The organism is Cellvibrio sp. 25HG11W-0, assembly GCF_057815475.1.
This window is the reverse complement of the sequence record NZ_CM174230.1, coordinates 2,274,389-2,293,628: the sequence shown is the minus strand read 5'-3', so window position 1 is coordinate 2,293,628 and position 19,240 is coordinate 2,274,389. Positions and strand designations below refer to the sequence as shown.

Here is a 19,240-nt window from a genome sequence, read left to right as displayed (position 1 = left end):
TCAAATCCTTAAGAAAAATTATTCAACCCATTTAATAGGCTTATCGGTGTCGGCATGATCGTGATCATCATCGCCACAGAATGTGTGCGGCTCGGGCGGTATATAACCGGTGTGTTGCTCAGGCGGCAGATGCTTGCGTTCATAAGCGATCATACCTTGCATGCATAATTGACGCTGCTCGGTACTTAAGCGGTTGCCATCGGGCCACTTACCCAACTCTACAGCGCGCTTCAAGCTTTGATATATTTCCGGCGTGAGGCTGGAGAGTAATTGTGTTAAATCCATACTAAACCTACTGAGTATTTCAACGTGCTATTCAAATTGATAAATATTGGATACTTAATATTTGTACATGTTTTTGGTGACTAAGGCATAGAGTGCACCTGCCACTAATCCTCCCACATGTGCGGCATTAGCGACTGAGCCCGACATAAAATAATCCACTACACCGCTCATACAAAGCACCAACCACAACAACATAAACCCGAGCAATGCCGATGACACCGCCATTAAAGGATGCGGCACTAAGCGCTGGCGCACGGCGATAAACCCAACTAACGCATAAACCACGCCGGACATACCCCCAAAAAATGGCGACGGCTCCCATAAATATTGCGCCGCATTCGAGGCAACGGCGGTGATTAAAAAGAAAGTAATGAAATGGCTTCGCCCCATTAAAAACTCTACACGTCGCCCTAGGTCCCACATCCACATGCTATTAAAAAGCACGTGAAATAAACCAAAATGTAAAAAGGCTGGTGTCACCAAACGCCAGATTTCGCGCTGAGAATAGGATTCAAATAGGGGAACTAGCGCGGTGCGATTAAAATCTTGAAAACTTAGGTAGTGAAAATAAACACGCCCCGCATCGGTTGCTGCAACTAAGGCACCCAGAATGCTTAATGCAATAAGCGCAACCACCACGGGGGCCGCGCGCATTTGCTCCACAAGTGATGGCATTTGCGGTGCCGTAGCCGGAGGTACTTGAACGGCAGAACCTAAATCAACTCGGCCAGCAAGAAACTCGTCCAAAAATTGATTGAGCGCTGGGATTACCTCTGCATCTGTTACTTCCAACAGTTGCTGACCTTGATCTTCTGTAATGCGATGCAAGAGCCCACGCGCACGCAAATGATCGCTGAGCGCCCCCAGATCTCGCTCAAGGGGGAAATGCTTTACCGGAAACCAATTCAAAAAATACTACCTATAGGAAGCAGCACTTGCTGCGATTAAGGGGATATTTAGAAGGCTATTCAAGGCGTACGCCGTAGATCTTCTTTATTACTCTTTAAACTTGAACAACTAAGGGTCCACATAGACCCAAACAAACTTCTCAGGGCGCAATTGTGCCTCACCATCCATACGATACGCCACTAATCGCCCATATTTAACCGCGCTATAGTCGAGACAAGCAAGATTGGGCATAAGCGGCCGCGGCGGCCCCTTCAACCAATAGTGACCAACAAACAACGGCGGCTGACTAGCATCGTAATGCACCATGCGCGCGCGATCGGCGTGTGAAATTAGCGTGTTGGCAATCTGCTCAGGGAGCGGATCTGGCTGAAATAACAACTCGCCATAGGTACGCACATTATCGGCCCAAAACTTCGTGCGAAAAGCACGACGCGTGCTGCCGTCTTTAGAACAAATCACCATACCTTCCGGCAATACTAAATCGACCCCACCAGTTAGGCGCTGCTTTATTGATGCTGCTTCAGTGCCTGGCTTTACACTCTCACGCAGAAAAAAATCAGTCAGGCCCGGGTCGGCATAACTTTCGGCATAACTATCAATCAGAGCTTGATCCCAGCAGGCATGCACCGCACGAAACACCTGCTGGGTGACACTGTGTTCTAACTCAAGGTAGAGTGGCAAACTTTTAAACCAATTTAAATAGTCGCGCCACTCCTGTGGATGCTGCGAAAACTGCGCCAGAGTTTCAGCAATTTGCCGATTATTATGGGCATTGTGTGCGCGCAAATATTCACTGCTGCCCGGCTCAAGTGGTGTGCAATAAGTAAGTGCATTAACTTCATGGTTTCCCAACACCATGAGCGCACTACCCCGCTCTACCATAGAGTGTACCAGCGCCAGAGCCTCACGAATGCGCGGGCCGCGATCGACTATATCCCCAAGAAAAATAACTTGGCGACCAGGATGCTCATAAACACCGCGATTTTTTTTATAGCCCATTTGCGCCAGCAGGCGCTCAAGGCTGTGCGCGCAGCCATGAATATCGCCAATGATATCAAACCCCTTGGCCTCACCTTGGCGCGGGGGATTTATGCGTGAATTAAGATTTTCGCGCGAGTATTGCGACGGAGGTAAAGAGTTAGCCATAGGTCTATTGGTTTAATAAGTGCCCGCCCCATCCAAGCTTCGAGCGGCAGCGTTCATAAAAGTTGTAATCCAAGGGGTGCAGTAGCTCTAACATCTCCGGTTTTTTGCGAATTAAGATGGCATCCCCAGTTGACACTCCAGCATGAGTGCTGCCGTCGCAGGTCACTATAGGTTCAGCGCGATTATGTTTCCCCACAATGATGGTAATTTCGCTATCACCTGCAACGACTATGGGTCGACTACTGAGGGTATGGGGGTTCATAGGCACTATGACAATGGCATCCAATTTGGGGTGCAATATGGGCCCACCGCCACTAAGTGAATAAGCAGTTGAACCTGTAGGCGTGGCGACAATTACACCGTCTGAGCGCTGACTGGTAACAAACACATCATCCACATAAATCTCGAACTCAAGCATGTGAATAAATTGGCCCGGGTGCAAAACCACATCGTTAAGTGCATCGCTTTGCTCAACTTCAAGGCCATCGCGCTGCACAATCATGTCCAATAAAAAGCGCTTCTCCGCTTTAAATTTGCCTGAGAGCACATCATCAACCTTAGCCTCAATATCCTCGGGAACTATATCCGTTAAAAAACCTAAGCGACCGCGATTAACGCCGAGGAGTGGCACATGGTGTTTGACCAATGCGCGCGCACCGCGCAGCAAACTGCCATCACCACCTACCACTATGACCAAATTACAAATTCCCCCCAAATCTTCCATAGGGACAACTTTGAGTGCCGCCGCTATAAGAACTTGGTCGCTAATGAGCGCCGCCGTTTCCGACTCCAATACAAATTGAGTGCCGCGCTGTTGCAAAAAACGAATTAAACGTTTAATCGAATAGACAGCGCGCTCATTATTGAGGTGCCCGATAAGCCCAACCGTTGCGAAATGCGTCATGATGACAAAACCCAGACAGAGAATAGAAGTCAGGTAAAAGTACCCGAGCTCCAGAAATTAAAGCCTTAGAATGAGGCCGACAATAGCGCTAGTATAGCCAGCAAGCGCTTTTCGACCTAATTTATACGGTAAATGCGTAGGATTGAGGGCACTGAGCACCCTCGTAAACCTTAAATTTATAGTTTCTAGTCAAGTAAGAGGAGTGAATTCATTAAACCAGTGAGTGCGTTCCACCAACAACTGCTAAAACTCCAGCATGCTGCCGTTAGAGACCTTGCTTGGTGCTGCTTTAGTCCACCGCTTATGCGGGCACCTAATACCTATATTTCCAGTGCGCTCGCGCAGAGCAGTATCAATAATTTAATACTGCCCGAAAACACGGCTGACACATGGATGTGGCTGATCGAATTAGATCGAACGCCTGATTACCTTTTACATCATGTGGCACAACTCAAAAGTCGCCGCTTAGGGCTTTATTATGAAGCTCTTTGGCAATTTTATTTTAGCCATTGCCCCGGCTGGGAGCTGCTTGCCTACGGCATTCAAATCAATGCTGATGGCAGAACTCAAGGCGCCTTTGATTTTTTGTGTCGCTATGGTGATCGCTACATTCATATAGAAACAGCAGTAAAGTTTTATCTGCGCCGCGACGACACAGCCCCCGATGATTGTGCATTGCACCATTGGCTTGGCCCCAACAGCCGCGATCGGCTCGATATCAAATTAAATCACCTGCTAGACCACCAACTGCAGCTGAGCCAAGGTGAGGCAGGCCAACACTATTTGCAACAGCACTTCCCACAGGCGAAACATTGGGAGCGCACACTGTGCTTACAGGGATATCTATTTAACACCCCACAATCGAACAAGCCGCCCCAACACAGCAATCCTAATCACGCACAGGGAACTTGGTATCGCATGCAAGATTTTATTCAACAACTCAAGCAGACTGATTGCGATACATGGGTGATATTACAACGCAAATATTGGCTATCTCCCGCCCAGCAGCAAGAGGCCACGGGCATCATTAACCGTCAGGAGCTTTGCGCCCTACTCCAACAACATTTTTTGACCTCGGCCCAAAGTCTGCATCAGACCCAAAAAGCAAAAGAGCCGCTATTGCTAGCGGCTCTTTTTAAGTTTGATGATGTATGGCAAGAAACAGCGAGAGTCTTTGTGGTACCTAATAGCTGGCCCAATCACATAGATTCAGTTTGGCCGGGCACAGAAATACCATCGCGCAAAAGATAGTTATTGCGATCCGTCAAACCTAATTCGGTAGAAGACTCAGAAAAAAGTTGCACGCAATTTTCCAGCGCTTGCGCCCTGTAGCCTTGCTGTGCCAACAGATGCGCGGCGGCACGACTACGGCGGCCGCTATCACAATAAAATACATACTCAATGTCTTTTTTGAGCAGGCGAGATTTAATCGCCAAGATACTCAAAGGCACGTTAACTGCGTTAGGTAAATGTCCCTGGCTGTATTCTTCTTCGCTGCGCACATCGACGATAACTAAGCCACTCGCTACAGCTGCCGACAAATTCACCAAAGGAAGGGTTGCGACGTTAGGCTCTTTCAACAGACGATAAAAATCCTGTTTATTCAAGGTCATTAAAACACCATCGGTGCGCATAACAACACTGGCATTGCGCACGGTTTCATTCACCAATGCATCCTCACCAAAACAGCGCCCTACACTTATGGTAGCTAAGTATTGACGTTTACCTTCTGTGTGGCGGCTCACATCCGCCTCACCTTCCTTAATAAAGTAACATTGCTCACCCATTTCACCTTGGCGAATAATGACATCACCCGCATACACCACTTGAGGCTGCAGGCGCGTGAAAATTTCTTCAACATTTAAGGGCGGCACTTTGAAAAACAGATTGGACCTGAGCATCGTCATCATCCAATCGACATCTTCGTCTAAATCTCGCTGGCGACTTATATTAAGCTGCAAATAATCGGCAACCTGGCTCCACGTCAGCATTTCATCAAGTCGCTTGCTATTAATACGCAAAATACTGCAATCCGTTTCGGCTATAGCGCTTTCTCGTCGCGGCTGGTGTTGCGCAATGGGAAATAGACTCAAGCGCCCTTTTACTTGACGAGAATGCCCATCGGCATCTATTAGCATCACATCACCATGAAGCAGATAGATATGCTGAGCATCACAGCTCCCCACACCAAAGAGTGTTTGGCCTGCACAAACCGCTTCGATCACCGCATCATCGAGCAGCGCCAATAAATGGCTCTCACTCATATCCTTCAAAGGTATAAGTGATCGCGTCAAATTCAAATCGAATTCAATACGCGGCGACTGAACTTGTTGTTGCGCTTGCATACCACTTCCCTCATTGATCATCGATGCTTCACAAAATTTAAGAGCCATACGGAGCAACAAATCCCCTTCGCCCTTGCAGCCCACCCGAGTGAATTGCTACAACGCGCGAGCCTTTCGGCCAATAGCCTTGTTGCGCTAAACGGGTGATACCCCAAAACATTTTCAATGTATAAACAGGATCCAATTGCAATCCCGTTTCCTGCTCGAATGCCTGCCAAAAAGAGTTTAAATAAGGGGGCAAACGTCTGCCATAGCCACCGCCATGAAAACCCGATATAAGTCGCCAATTATCAGCTTGCCCAGTATTGGCAGTTACCAGTTGCTCTGTAAGTCTAGCCACCTCACTCCCTATGCCAGCATCTACTCCTGAACTGCCTTTCAGCACTGAAAAGCCTAGCACGCTTTTGGCTCCATCTAGAGCAGCCGCAACACCAGCCAAACCTGTCCCAGTGCCGCACGCAAGGCACACCGAATCAAACTTACCTTGCAGCTGCTCCTCTAGCGCTTGACCTAAGACTTTCATCCCCTGAGCACCCGCGAGATTTGCACCGCCTTCAGGGATACAATAAAAATCACCTAACTCAAGGCGCAAGCGCGATAGAAGTAGCTCCGGTGATGCAGATGTTTGTGTTAGCTCACGATAATCTGCGCGCCCGACAAACACCAAGCGCATACCCCAGCGCTCTGCATCCAACAGCGTCGGACTTAAGATTACAGGGCGCTCGCCACGCACCACACCGACAGTAGCAAAACCCAAGCGCTTTCCAGCAGCGGCAAGTGAATACAGGTGATTTGAATAGGCACCACCAAAACTCAACATTTGGCGATAGCCCAATTGTTCAGCACGCTCAATATTGTAAAAAAGCTTATAAAACTTGTTACCCGAGAGCTGCTCATCAACAAGATCATCGCGACGCACTAACAACTCAACACCTGATGCTTTAATACAATGTAAATCTATAGTCTCTACCGGCACCTGCCGGGCACGCACCAATAACTCCATCGCTCACCACAAATCTAAACAACAAATCCAAACAACAAATCCAAACAACAAAAACTAACGCCGTTCAGCCAGTAACTGATATGAAACTGCTTGATGCTGAAGGCAACGATCACTTTCACCAGGATGAAATTCTAAAGGCGATGCTACCACGGCCACGGCTTTGGCACAGGGCTGCCCACGTTGATCTAGGGCATTACAACAGGGTGATTGATGGTGCTCAAGCCAAGAAAAATAAAGCGCGTCATTAACGTCCGACTTTGCCGCAGCATAGGCTTGCGGGTTTTCTATAAAGCTGCTCATATCATCAAGTGGAATATTCACCTCTCCCACACCAGGTAAATAAGCTACAAAATTAACACCCGCCTTAGTTAAGCGCCCCAACAACTGATTGCTTGCATGCTTAAGTAGCTCGTGATTCTCTCGCTTAAGGCTAACAATTTCATCCTTCAAAACCCCTTCGTTTTGATGCCGATAAAACAGTTCTACTTCGCGCATATCTAGCATCTCACGCAAGCCAGCTGTTGCCACCTGCACTTTAAGCTCAAGCTCTAGCTCAAAGTTTTCCTGTAAACCTTGCAGCTCGCTATTGTCGTCTTGCTGTGCTGCCTTAAGTTTATGCGCAAAGTATTCACGCACACCTTCAATCTTATTGATCTGCACATCCAAACTATCCTTGAGCTGAGCATTTCCCACTTCTAACTCACGTTTCTGCTGATCCATCTCGCGCATTTTTTGATAGTAAGCCTGCAGGCGCGCCTGATGCTCCGCCTGTAACTCGGACACTTTTTTCTTCTGCTGATTTATTAAGGTGGATACACGCAGGCGCTGCTCTTTAAGTAGCTGCGCCATCTTGTCGCGAATTTCTTGTGAGTAGCGATCATGCAGCTTTTTCTGAAGGGCATTCTGCTCGCGCTCAAACTCCTCCAAACTGCGCAAATCTTGCACAGTTGACTTAGCAGCTGAATGAATCTCTTCAGGTAAAGGTTTAAAGGAAAGCCCCACACGATTGGCGCGCACTGCCTTACGAATAATAACGAAGCTATTCGCTGCTGATTGCATCTGTGGATCCCACAGGTTTTTTTGATGCCAGGCTATAGGGCACTGGCTATAGCATGACAACTTAACGGGGCCGCCGCCTAGATCAGGCCCAGGGGCCGCCGCATCAAGCAATTGCGCCAAAGGTACATTCCAGCGATGATCTACCATTCCCTTTGCATCAAAACCCAGCAAAAAAAACACAGTCCCTTTAACAGTAAATGTTCGATCAACGCGAATATACACAGCCTTTATCGACTGCCCCGCATATTCAGGCATAGGGATAAAGCCATCCAAAATAGCTTCAAATTCAGGGTAAAGTAGTTCGCGAGCAAGCTCATCACCCTGAAAGATAAAAACGGCTTCGAGCTGTTCACTAGAGGGGTGGGCCATAGGCTCTGATTCCAGACGGACAAGTAATGAAGACTTAGCTGCCGTGAGTATAGATTAGCTGCGCGCACCAGAACGTGATCAAATCCCGCCAAGCCCTTATTTTCATTGGATTTGCGGCCTACTCGTCGATTTTGCCTAAAGAGCCTAGGAATATTCAAACACGAGGGCATAAGGGGTTAACCAAACTAGAGCCATGGTTATAAAACAAACGGCACCTCACCCCATGACACCTTAAAAAACGAAGTCATCAAACCATAGGAAGTACGCTGTATAACGAAAATATTGCAGCCGATAAATTCTTGCACTGCAAAATAGAAAGGAAGGAGAATAACGAGAGGGAATTAAAAAGTGAAAACCATAAAGGGAAAATTAATAACGAGCCGCAGCATTATGCTGCAGAACTCGTCTTAAATATCAGAATAATCATCGCTGAAGTCATCATCAATATCGTCGTACATAACATCCAGTAATTCTTCAATGTAGTCTTGCATAAGTTATATCCTCTTCAATTTATTTAAGTAATCCATCTAAAACCACAAATTTCATGGCCTATCGCAACAGTTCCCTGCCTTATATTGACACCCTGAATTTACCTGAGTTGCAATATTTATATCCCTTTACGATAAATTAACCATTAAAGATGACAATTTGATGTAAAAATACTGACATGCAACCCCAAAGAACAAAAAAGCCAATCTCAGCGCAGAAACACAACAATCTAGGAATTTATAGCTGAAAGGGATGACTAGCGAGAATACAGGAGCAGGAGACTAAAACGAAAAAGCCCGCAAAAATGCGGGCTTTTGGAATTAGTGGCGGACCGGACGGGGCTCGAACCCGCGACCTCCGGCGTGACAGGCCGGCATTCTAACCGGCTGAACTACCGGTCCGCAAAACATACTCAACAACGCAAATTAATGGTGGGCGGTACAAGACTCGAACTTGTGACCCATGCCTTGTAAGGGCATTGCTCTACCAACTGAGCTAACCGCCCCTTGCTGAGAGGTGCGCATTCTACCTAATTCATGAAGTCTGTCAAACACTTTTCTAAAAAAAACTTAAAAACTTGCACATAGGCTATTAGCCGTACAAGAGTGGATCAGAAAAGAGTCAACAGTCAGGAAAATAACCCCCTCACATGATGAAATTGGCCAGATAAAATCTTTAGGAGTAAATTAGCTCTGCTTTAAAATTCACACAGATACGATGAAATCACCGGGGAAAATCAGCTCTTTGCTATGAAATTATTTATGAATTGGAATCAACCACAGCGTTTACTGTCCCTGCTCATGATCCCCCCCATGGGGATTTGTCGTGTCTATATCATAATGCTTGGAGTTTTCGCCCTAAACACACAAGCACAAAATCTGCAGCTGGAGCCCAGCCAAAGCTCTTGGGTGGCCATTACGCTGATCGCTTTTTTCTTATTACAAACATTACTTATTGTTGGCCTGCAGCGAAGCCGCATAAACAATAAGCGAGCTCGGCGCTCACTCAAGGAGGCCCAAAAAGAGCTTGAAGAGCGCATTGTTGAGCGTACAGACAGCCTCAACAAAACCAATCATTTGTTAGTTGATGAGGTGACACGCCACGAAGCAACCGGCCATCAACTGCGTGATACCAAAGAGTTCTTACAGAGCATGATCAACTCCATGCCGTCAATAATCATTAGCATTACCGCACAAGGTACCGTAACCCACTGGAATGCCGCTGCAGAAAATTGCTTTGAAATATTTTCGAATGAAGCTCTGGGCCAAAACATTAAAGACTTACTGCCCAGCCTGCCTATATCCCAAGAGAAAATTAGCACATCCATTCGTGACGGCGAGCCGCTTACACTACAACACAGCGAACTAAAAAGTGACGATCAAAAAGTTTTCTTTGATATCACCATTTACCCTTTGTTGTCCCAATTGCAACAAGGAGCCGTAATACGTATTGACGACGTCACACTACGTATTACCATTGAAAACCTAATGATTCAAAATGAAAAAATGTACTCACTGGGCGAATTAGCGGCAGGCATCGCACATGAAATAAATAACCCACTAAGCGTTATTTTACAAAATGTGCAAAATATATCTCGGCGCCTACAATGCGACTTTCCCAACAACCAAATTATCGCCAAAGAAATCGGCGTTGACTTAGTTCAGCTTAACCTCTATCTACAAGCACGCGATATTAACCTGCTGCTAGGCTCAATTCGCGAAGCGGGCGAACGCTCAGCCGCTACAGTTACCAGCATGTTGGAATTCTCGCATAGCAGCAACAAACCCAGCGGGAACATCAGCCTACAAAAATTAATACAGCAGACCCTAACCATTTATAATCACCTCAATAAAAATGGTGAAATCCAAGCATTAATTCAAATTAAAACAGATATTGAAGACAATTTACCCAACCTTAAAGGCTCAGCGCCAGAACTACAGCAGGTTTTATTAAATCTCATGCGCAATGCCCGCCAAGCGCTAAGCAATGATAATTTTCAAGCTATAGATCCACTTATTCAAATCAGAGCTTACCAGCAAAATGTTCATCTTGTGATAGAGATACAAGACAACGGCCCTGGCATGACCGATACTGTCAAGCGACATATTTTTGAACCTTTCTACACTACAAAAGCGATGGGGACAGGCACTGGCTTAGGTTTATCGATCTCCTACTTTATTATCACCGAACACCATCAAGGCACTATCGAGGTTAAATCAAGCCCAGGCAAAGGCAGCACCTTCATTATTAAATTGCCATTGAACCTTTAGCGCTACAAAAACAAAAAACTCTCCCTTAACCACCCACAGGTCTCCTATGAAAAATCACTCACATTTATTGGCAACTTGGATATTACTCTGCATAGGAATTACTGGCTGCGCTGCACCACCACCACCTGCGGCCACCAGCCCGGCACAACTTCAAAGCTCAGCCCAAGATATTCTCAGTGAAGCTGTATATTTTAATAGCCTATTCGAGCACTGCGCTGCGCTGGGCGGCGACACCGAAATTGATGCAATCGATACGCAACAAAATTGGCTAAATGCTAACTGGCCGCTTATTGCTGCATCCGATGTTATTTATACCGAACAGCAACAAACAAACAGCTTTCAATACGCCAACCAAACAATCTCTCCCGCGGCAATACACCTAGTGCAAGAAGCACGAGAGAAAGCAGTAAATGAGTTATCACTCGACAAGCGCAGTCCCATCAATAAACAAAAAACCTGTAGTTTCCGTCTCGCTAAAATCACCCCAGAAAACATTGAACTTGCACATAGGCCCAGCCTAGCGCCTGCAGCGGCAGAAATTCTCGCGCGCAAGCCAAGCGTTACTCCACCCATTAGTCCTATCCCAAGCTTGGCAGGTAACATCAATGTAAATATTCCTCAAGGTCGCAGTTACTACTCAATTTTCAAAAAACTAGAAAGCGAATGCCCCACCGCCTACACCTTGGTTATAGCCAATAATTGGCCCGTAGAAACCTATGCCAATTTCTGTGGCGACCAATATCTGGAAGCCATTCAATGCGAATGGGGTAAATGTGCAGTAAAAACGTTATAATTCACGGCTTTGGTGCTGGCGCGACCAATCACACAGTGCCAGCGCCCTCGAGCCTTGAGAATTAGCCCAAAGCTCGATGTACCATACCGACAAGAGCACTTAACACCCATGATTGCCACCGATTACTCCATCCCCGCCTACGAAACCCAGCTTGCCGAAAAAATCGCCATCATCAAACAGGATTTTGCAGAATTTGAATTGCCGGACATTGAAATATTTCGCTCTGCGGAAAAACATTACCGCATGCGCGCTGAATTTCGTATGTGGCATAAAGGCGAGCACATCAGCTACGTCATGTTTACTCAGGATGAATACAAACGTCCCTACGATATAGAGAGTTTCCCCGTCGGTTCAATACTCATGAATAGCCTAATGACTAGGCTCTTAGTGGCACTCAATCAGCAAGAAGTATTGCGTCATAAATTATTTCAAACAGATTTCCTCACCACACTCAGTGGCGAAGCACTCATTACTCTGATCTACCACAAGCCCCTAGGTGATGATTGGCAGGCTGCCGCACAACAACTACAACGTGATTTAGGCATAAGTATTATTGGCCGCAGTCGCAAACAAAAAATAGTACTGAGCCGTGACCATGTGATAGAAACACTGAAGGTAAATGAACGCCAATTTCACTACCAACAAATTGAGTCAAGTTTCACCCAGCCCAATGCAAAGGTTTGCGAATCCATGCTCAGCTGGGCTGTGAATCAAAGTGTCGATTTTGGTGGTGACCTTATTGAACTCTATTGTGGAAACGGCAACTTCACCCTACCCTTATCTCAAAATTTCGATAAAGTGCTCGCGACAGAAGTCGCCAAACCCTCTGTTGAATCAGCGTTATTTAATGCCGCTCAGAACAAGATTGAAAACGTACAAATTGCGCGTATGTCGAGCGAGGACTTTTCTCAAGCTATAGATGGCGTGCGCGAATTCACTCGACTCAAACACGTAGATCTCGCCAACTACAACTTTTCCAGTATTTTTGTCGACCCACCTCGTGCAGGCATGGATCCACACACCACCAGCGTGACTCAACGTTTTGACAATATTATTTATATTTCCTGCAATCCAGACACTTTGCGTAATAATTTACGCACCATTATCAACACCCATGACATCAAAGCTTTTGCAGTATTCGATCAATTCCCCTACACCTACCACCTTGAATGCGGTGTAATTTTGCAGAAAAAAAAGGGAGTGGCCTAAGCCACTCTCTGTGAACCTGAGCAATGAAGTTTACCTACACTATAGTGCGCGCCATATAAAAGGCTGGGCCAGTGTAGGACATTAAGTTTTCGTGTTGTTCGCGATCACTAATCGACAAGATGGAAAAGCCAAGCTTTTGCCAAAAACCCTGCGAGCCCTGCACCGAAATTAACGCAACAGAATTTAACTGACGCCGCTTGGCTTCTGCTAGCGCATAATCAACAAGCTGCGGCCCCAGCCCCATGCCCCTGACCGTAGAGCTCATTGCCAAATCATGTAAATATAAATTCGACGCATGATAATCATTAATAAAATCTCCACCCCATGGGGTCAGCTCGCCTAATGGAGTTTGATACGCAACCAAATAACCACTCACCTGCTGATTAAACTCCACCACCCAAGCACATTCTGGTACAGCAGTAAAACGCGCACGGATAACTGCTTCCTCTTCAAGAATTTCGTCTACATAGGCTTCCGCCTGAATGCGCACCACATCGACAATATCTGCGCTCGTCATGGCGCGACAAACAATAGTCATTTAAATATCCAACTCATCAATATTAGAATGTCCGACCTAATATTCGCTTGGCCGCATCCATCACAAAATCACTGTAAGTAGACTCATGATGTAAACGCTCCACATCAAATGCATTTTGCTCTTTACGCGAAAGCTGCTGCCAAGCCTCCAGAATGGGAATATGCTCGGTCTTCTCGCGCAACTGATAGAACGCAGAAAACTCTTCTTTCACCATTGCGCTTATATCTAAATTATCCAAAAGCACTGATATCCGCATGCTTGCTTCCGTCAAGCTTAACTCTTGTTGATGTGTTGCCTGCGCAATTATCTGAATGCTCTTATTTAATCGTTCTCGCTGTGCTTTAATTGCCTGCAAATTTGCCTGCTCTTGTGCCGCCAAACGTGCAGCCTGATACTTTCGTAAACGGGAAAGCTTTAACAATAAACGTCCCGCTACAAATGCTAAAGCCAACACTATTAATATAGCAACCGCGACCAACACAACAAAAATACTCATAATGACTCACTTTTAAAAAAAGAAAACACTCACTAAAACCGCAAAAACTATCTATCAACTTCCGTATCGTCATCACTTTCCTCATCGCTCTCGACTTCAACTCCCAGCAAGGATGAAAGTTCTAGGTCCTGAACACCCTTGGATATGTTTTTGGACAAATCTTCCCCCGTGAAGTCGTCTTCAGTGTTGCCCGCCTCCTCAATCAGTTGTGCGCTAATCACTTTTTTAGTCTTTGCCCCCAGTCGCCGTATATCGTGCACTCGCTTGACGAGGTTGCCGCGCCCCGTTTGCAACCGCTCACGCGCTTTCGTATAAGCCTCTTGGGTCTTGCCTAAGTAATTTCCAATATTGTCTAGCGACTCTAACAACAACACAAATTGATCATGTAAGGCTCCCGCATCCTTAGCAATGCGCTCTGCATTTTTGTTTTGCTTTTCATAGCGCCAAATATTATCAACGGTGCGCAAGGTAGCAAGCAACGTCGTAGGGCTTACTAAAATAATATGTTTGTCGTAGGCTTCTCGATAGAGGTTTGGTTCAGCTTGCAGTGCGGATAAAAACGCTGCCTCTATAGGTATGAAAATAAAAACAAAATCCAAAGATTTTATCCCCTCTAATTTTTCATAATTTTTAATACTTAAGCCTTTAATATGATTGCGCACAGAATTCACATGAGCCGCCATGTGTTGTTTTCGCTCTGTTTCATCTTCTGCGGAACAATAACGCTCATAGTCTAACAGTGAACATTTCGCATCTATCACTATGTCTTTATTTTCCGGCAAGTGGATAATGACATCAGGCATGGAGCGCGAGCCATCGGCGCTGGTGAAATTAACCTGCGTGTCATATTCCCGCCCTTTTTGTAATCCAGACTGTTCCAGTAGGCGCTCTAACACCACTTCGCCCCAATTACCTTGGCTTTTGGTGTTGCCTTTTAGGGCTTGCGCAAGGCTTACTGCATCTTCACCAATTTTTTGGGCCTGCTTTTGCAATTCCACAACCTGACCAGCGAGTCGATTTCGCTCGCCACTTTCTTTTTCGTAAACATCCTCAACTTTTTTGCGAAACTCAGTCAGCTGTAAGCGCAATGGGTCCAAGGTAGTATCGAGCAGGCTTTTACTGTTCAAGCTAAATTGCTGCTGCTTATTATCGAAGATTTTATTCGCTAGATTTTCAAATTCTTTGCCTAAATCTAATTTCGCCGTTTGCAACAAGGATAGTTGCTCATTAAAATTTTTACGCTCCTGCTCAAGGCGCGTTTTTAACTCAGCAGACTCTATTTCAACATGCGCCAGCTGCTCCTCCTTGCGCTGCAATGTCAGCAACGTATCTTGCGCATAATTTTGCTTTTCACGCAGACCTGCGACCTCTTGCTGTGCCCCACTCAAAAGCTGTTGTGCATGCTGTAACTGAGTCGCCTGCTGCATAAGTTGCTGCTTTATATCCTCATGTTGCAAAAGAGTCTGTTTGAGTTCTTGCTGCAAACTAGCCTCGCGCAATTGATTGGCATGGACAATATGTTGTTGCGCCATGTCTCGCTCTTGCGCCAGCAATGCCAGACCTTGGCGCGCACTACGGCGTGCAATCCAACAACACAAAAGTGAGCCCAGCAAGGCTCCGATTAACAACCCACTGCCAAGCACGGCGAGCAAACTTACAGATTCATTCATCAACACAAGATTTCTCATAAAAGTTATTTATCTGGCACCGGGGTGGGCTTTCGCCATAGTGACAGGTACAATTCGCGCACCATTCTACCACCTGTTAGAAGGTCTTCTTAGTGTGAACTTATCACGGTATTACTATGCCAACTGCTACTGCCCCATCATTTTTAACTGGAGCCCCTAGAGTTTTAGTGTTCGACTCAGGTGTAGGCGGTCTAAGCATTGCCGCTGAGATTCAGCAGCGACTACCTCAAGTACAGTTAATTTATGCATCTGACAACGCAGCCTTTCCCTATGGCACTAAAACAGAGACGGAGCTAATTACTCGCGTCGATCTTGTGATCAGCCGCTTATTACAAGAGTTTGCGGTCGATATTTTAGTCGTGGCCTGCAACACAGCGAGCACACTCACCCTCCCCCATTTACGCAGTAAATTCACTTTGCCGATCATAGGGGTGGTGCCAGCTATAAAGCCTGCTGCCGAGCAAACACGCACAGGGGTAATAGGCTTACTCGCCACACCCGCCACGATAGTAAGGCCCTATACGCTGGAGCTTATTCGTAATTACGCACCCAATTGCACGGTGATATCTATAGGCAGTCGAGAGCTGGTCGAACTTGCTGAACAAAAATTACGCGGCGAAACAATTAGTCCGTTAGCAATCACATCAATTACGCAACAATTTTTACTGCATGCAGCGGGCGCACGAATGGATAAACTCGTGCTGGCCTGCACCCACTTCCCACTATTGCGCACCGAAATAGCGGTCAACCTACCAGAGAACATCGAGTTGATCGACTCGGGCGCCGCCATAGCGCGCCGCTTGGAGCATCTACTGCAAACTCAACCACTACTTTCCTCTCAGCAACGCTCACCTATAGCCACAACAGCTATTTTTACACAGCACTCAGCTGCTACTGAGCTACTCGCACACGCACTGAAAAGTTTTGACATTCATCAGCAAGTCTACTTGCATGTTTAAGCGGCAAAACACTGGGCAACTTTCTCCTATCTCCCCAAGCAATCTCCAGCACCTAGGCTAATCTTAAGCAAAAGGTTTCTGTGAGGAATAGTGGGCGTGAACCCAGCAACAAGATTAAATAACCTACCGGTACGAATTGTACTGATCATCATTGCCTATGTTATATCCGGTAGACTTTCGCTGCTGCTCGCGATTCCACCTGGATATACCACTGCCATTTTCTTACCTCTCGGCATTGGCTTGGGAGCCACCCTTATTTGGGGGCAAGGCTGTGCAATTGGGGTTTTTTTAGGCTCATTGCTGCTCAACCTAAGCTTGGCAGAATTGCCTTTTTCATTGAGTTCACTTGAGATCGCCGCTGAAATAGGTTTTGGCAGCGCCTTAGCCACGCTCTTTGGCACTTTCTTAATTCGAAGCATCTTGGGCTTCCCTAACCCACTCACCCACGAACGCGACATATTTCTATTTTTACTTTTAGGCGGCCCAGTTGCAGCAACCTGCAGCGCCAGCATAGGCGTATTCGCGCTTTGGTTGAATGGTGTTATTCCCATCGACTACTGTCTTTATAGCTGGTTTACCTGGTGGGTAGGCGATAGCCTCGGCGTTCTCATTGCCACCCCGCTAATGTGTGTGTTTTTCGCTCAACCACGGCGCCAATGGCGCAGTCGTCGCAGCGTGGTAACCATTCCCGTTTTAATTAGTTGCGCTATAGTTGTTGTCATTTTCGTGCGAACAAGCAGCGAAGAACAAAGTAAGCTCAAAGTTGCCTTCGAACAACAGGCAAACTTAATGAATACAGCAATGAATAACAACCTTGTAAATATCATTGAAACACTTACTAGTCTAAGGGGCCTGTTTATGGTTGCCCCTAATCTTAATAGTGCTAACTTCTCCACCTTTATCAACAGTATCGATATCGCCAGCCGCGGAATATCCACCTTGTCTTGGAATCAGTACGTTCGCCAAGAAGATCGTGCAACATTCGAGGCCACATTACAGCAAGACGGCTTCGCTAATTTCACCATTACCGACAAGCTTACCTCCCCCTCTTTTACCAATGCGGCAGTACGAACTGATTATGTTGTCATTACCTATATAGAACCTTGGGAATTTAATAAGGCGGCGCACGGTTTTGATGTAAAGAGCGAGCCTATGCGCCGCGCTACGTTTGAACAAGCGCTTTCCACCGGAAAGGCCAGCATGAGCCGCCCCTTACAACTACTGCAAGACCAGCCCGGCCACCTTTCTACGCTAATGTTTTTACCCGTTTACAATCCTGATGCAACACTCAAAGGTTTTGCAACTGCAGCCGTGCGGATTAATAACTTACTTGCCAGCGCCTTAGGTAATTTTGACCCAGAAACCTATGAATTACGCATTGTGGACACAACTGACGCCAATAACCCACTCATTTTTTACGATGGGATGACTAAACTTTCTCCTCACCTACGCGATTTTGTCCAGCAACATAAACTCAACATAGGGCAGCGTAAGCTCACACTTACCATAGCCCCTACGCAAAAATTTTTATCTACTCACGCCACATCTGGTGCATGGCATGTACTCGCAGGCGGTTTACTTTTCTCAAGCCTATTAGGTGGTTTCCTGTTACTCATCAGTGGGCGCGCAGAACTAATTAATAGTTTAGTTGAAATGCAAACCCAAGAGCTTACCTCAGTACTCGACAATGCAGCTGAAGGCATATTAGTAGTAGACAATTTAGGCTTCATCAAACGCGCCAATCCAGCGGCAGAAAGCCTTTTTGGAATAGCTAAAAACACATTACTCGGACATAAAATCTATGAACTCATCCCGAAATTAGCCACATACTTTCTTATAGAGAAAAAACAATTAGATAACAATTTTGTACTGGATGCCAAAATTAGCATGCAGCCAACCGATGCAACTAACACCAAAACTAAGGATATTGAATTGAGCCTGAGCCGCGTTGAACTGGATGAGCGGTTGCTGTTCACTTTTATTATTCATGATGTCAGTGAGCGCAAAAAACTGGAGAGCATGAAAAAAGAATTCATCTCCACCGTCAGCCATGAATTGCGCACACCACTAACATCGATAAAAGGGGCGTTAGGGTTACTAAAAAGTGGCGCCGTAGAAGAATTTTCTGAAAAAACAAAGTCACTCATTAACATTACACACAGTAATGCCGAAAGACTTGGGCGCTTAGTCAATGATTTACTCGATGTCGAAAAACTTGAATTTGGCAGCCTGCAACTCACCTTAAACAATACAGCCGTTGCCCCCCTACTAGAGCTTGCCGTAGCGCAAAATGCAGGATATGGTGACAAATTTAATGTCTCATTATTGCTGGCAATCCAAACCAATAGTGAGGCAGACAATATTTTTGCAAATATTGACCAGAATCGTTTATTGCAAGTGATGTCAAACCTAATATCAAATGCCGTAAAGTTCTCTAATGAAGGTGGCGTAGTCACTATTGCGATGAAGTGTGATGCAAACAACATCACTATCAGCGTCGCCGATCAAGGCGAAGGTATTCCGCCAGAATTTCGAAAACGCATTTTTCAAAAATTTGCGCAAGCAGACTCATCAGACACCCGCAGGCATGAAGGTACGGGGCTTGGCCTAAGCATTTCTAAAATAATTATTGAGCAACACGGTGGGGAAATAAACTTTAACTCAGAGCTGAGAGTGGGCAGCACATTTTACTTTACCTTGCCTCGCGCCAGTAACCCAGACAATGTAAAAGAGCCTACACTCGACAGCGGTTCCACGTAAAAATACTAACAACAAATA

The 19,240-nt window shown here is 46.0% G+C and carries 16 protein-coding genes and 2 tRNA genes; 6 read left to right on the top strand and 12 right to left on the bottom strand.

The annotated features are described in order from the left end of the window. Positions 1 to 18: 18 nt before the first annotated feature. The 4 genes from AC0KUT_RS09580 to AC0KUT_RS09565 all read right to left on the bottom strand — a co-directional run bounded on the left by AC0KUT_RS09580 (position 19) and on the right by AC0KUT_RS09565 (position 3,244). Positions 19 to 285, bottom strand: coding sequence for a YeaC family protein (locus AC0KUT_RS09580; RefSeq protein ID WP_488835444.1), 267 nt, complete (start codon positions 283 to 285; stop codon positions 19 to 21). Positions 286 to 339: 54 nt separating this feature from the next. Then, a complete protein-coding gene (locus AC0KUT_RS09575) occupies positions 340 to 1,194 on the bottom strand; it encodes a rhomboid family intramembrane serine protease (RefSeq protein WP_488835443.1) in 855 nt (284 codons plus the stop codon). 108 nt (positions 1,195 to 1,302) lie between these two features. Beyond that, positions 1,303 to 2,340, bottom strand: coding sequence for a metallophosphoesterase (locus AC0KUT_RS09570; RefSeq protein ID WP_488835442.1), 1,038 nt, complete (start codon positions 2,338 to 2,340; stop codon positions 1,303 to 1,305). 4 nt (positions 2,341 to 2,344) lie between these two features. Further along, complete coding sequence (locus tag AC0KUT_RS09565; RefSeq protein ID WP_488835441.1) at positions 2,345 to 3,244, bottom strand: NAD(+) kinase; 900 nt, start codon at positions 3,242 to 3,244, stop codon at positions 2,345 to 2,347. A gap of 303 nt (positions 3,245 to 3,547) precedes the next feature. Here AC0KUT_RS09565 and AC0KUT_RS09560 point away from each other — a divergent pair, with 303 nt between their 5' ends. Next, positions 3,548 to 4,495 (top strand): DUF1853 family protein, encoded by a 948-nt coding sequence (locus tag AC0KUT_RS09560; protein ID WP_488835439.1) that lies wholly within the window; start codon positions 3,548 to 3,550, stop codon positions 4,493 to 4,495. Here AC0KUT_RS09560 and AC0KUT_RS09555 read toward each other — a convergent pair. The 5 genes from AC0KUT_RS09555 to AC0KUT_RS09535 all read right to left on the bottom strand — a co-directional run bounded on the left by AC0KUT_RS09555 (position 4,444) and on the right by AC0KUT_RS09535 (position 9,014). After that, a complete protein-coding gene (locus AC0KUT_RS09555) occupies positions 4,444 to 5,637 on the bottom strand; it encodes a cyclic nucleotide-binding domain-containing protein (RefSeq protein ID WP_488835438.1) in 1,194 nt (397 codons plus the stop codon). The two genes, AC0KUT_RS09560 and AC0KUT_RS09555, sit on opposite strands and share 52 nt — an antisense overlap. Continuing rightward, a complete protein-coding gene (locus AC0KUT_RS09550; RefSeq protein WP_488835436.1) occupies positions 5,627 to 6,592 on the bottom strand; it encodes a 1-aminocyclopropane-1-carboxylate deaminase/D-cysteine desulfhydrase in 966 nt (321 codons plus the stop codon). The genes AC0KUT_RS09555 and AC0KUT_RS09550 overlap by 11 nt, the downstream gene beginning before the upstream one ends. A 54-nt stretch (positions 6,593 to 6,646) precedes the next feature. Next, positions 6,647 to 8,020: a hypothetical protein gene (locus AC0KUT_RS09545; protein WP_488835434.1), complete on the bottom strand. Its 1,374-nt coding sequence runs from the start codon at positions 8,018 to 8,020 to the stop codon at positions 6,647 to 6,649. A gap of 813 nt (positions 8,021 to 8,833) precedes the next feature. Beyond that, positions 8,834 to 8,910: transfer RNA gene (locus tag AC0KUT_RS09540), tRNA-Asp, on the bottom strand. Between the two features lie 28 nt (positions 8,911 to 8,938). Then, positions 8,939 to 9,014, bottom strand: a tRNA-Val gene (locus AC0KUT_RS09535). A 244-nt stretch (positions 9,015 to 9,258) separates the two neighbouring features. Here AC0KUT_RS09535 and AC0KUT_RS09530 point away from each other — a divergent pair. From AC0KUT_RS09530 to trmA, 3 genes are all read left to right on the top strand, one after another. Beyond that, positions 9,259 to 10,779 (top strand): ATP-binding protein, encoded by a 1,521-nt coding sequence (locus AC0KUT_RS09530; RefSeq protein WP_488835432.1) that lies wholly within the window; start codon positions 9,259 to 9,261, stop codon positions 10,777 to 10,779. Positions 10,780 to 10,825: 46 nt separating this feature from the next. Next, positions 10,826 to 11,572, top strand: coding sequence for a hypothetical protein (locus tag AC0KUT_RS09525; RefSeq protein WP_488835431.1), 747 nt, complete (start codon positions 10,826 to 10,828; stop codon positions 11,570 to 11,572). Between the two features lie 108 nt (positions 11,573 to 11,680). Beyond that, positions 11,681 to 12,781 (top strand): tRNA (uridine(54)-C5)-methyltransferase TrmA, encoded by a 1,101-nt coding sequence (gene trmA, locus AC0KUT_RS09520; protein WP_488835429.1) that lies wholly within the window; start codon positions 11,681 to 11,683, stop codon positions 12,779 to 12,781. A gap of 34 nt (positions 12,782 to 12,815) precedes the next feature. On the opposite strand, the gene AC0KUT_RS09515 is transcribed toward trmA, so the two are convergent. The 3 genes from AC0KUT_RS09515 to AC0KUT_RS09505 are packed head-to-tail and all read right to left on the bottom strand — an operon-like array spanning position 12,816 to position 15,503. After that, complete coding sequence (locus AC0KUT_RS09515; RefSeq protein WP_488835427.1) at positions 12,816 to 13,319, bottom strand: GNAT family N-acetyltransferase; 504 nt, start codon at positions 13,317 to 13,319, stop codon at positions 12,816 to 12,818. 22 nt (positions 13,320 to 13,341) lie between these two features. Then, entirely contained in the window at positions 13,342 to 13,815 is a 474-nt protein-coding gene (locus AC0KUT_RS09510; protein WP_488835425.1) for a DUF2489 domain-containing protein, read from the bottom strand. Between the two features lie 47 nt (positions 13,816 to 13,862). After that, positions 13,863 to 15,503 carry a DNA recombination protein RmuC gene (locus AC0KUT_RS09505; RefSeq protein ID WP_488835423.1) on the bottom strand — a complete coding sequence of 547 codons (1,641 nt, stop codon included), beginning with the start codon at positions 15,501 to 15,503 and terminating at the stop codon, positions 13,863 to 13,865. A gap of 167 nt (positions 15,504 to 15,670) precedes the next feature. Between AC0KUT_RS09505 and murI the strand changes: the two genes are divergently transcribed. Then, positions 15,671 to 16,462, top strand: coding sequence for a glutamate racemase (gene murI / locus AC0KUT_RS09500; RefSeq protein ID WP_488835421.1), 792 nt, complete (start codon positions 15,671 to 15,673; stop codon positions 16,460 to 16,462). Between the two features lie 96 nt (positions 16,463 to 16,558). Then, positions 16,559 to 19,222, top strand: coding sequence for a CHASE domain-containing protein (locus AC0KUT_RS09495; protein ID WP_488835419.1), 2,664 nt, complete (start codon positions 16,559 to 16,561; stop codon positions 19,220 to 19,222). Positions 19,223 to 19,240: the final 18 nt, after the last annotated feature.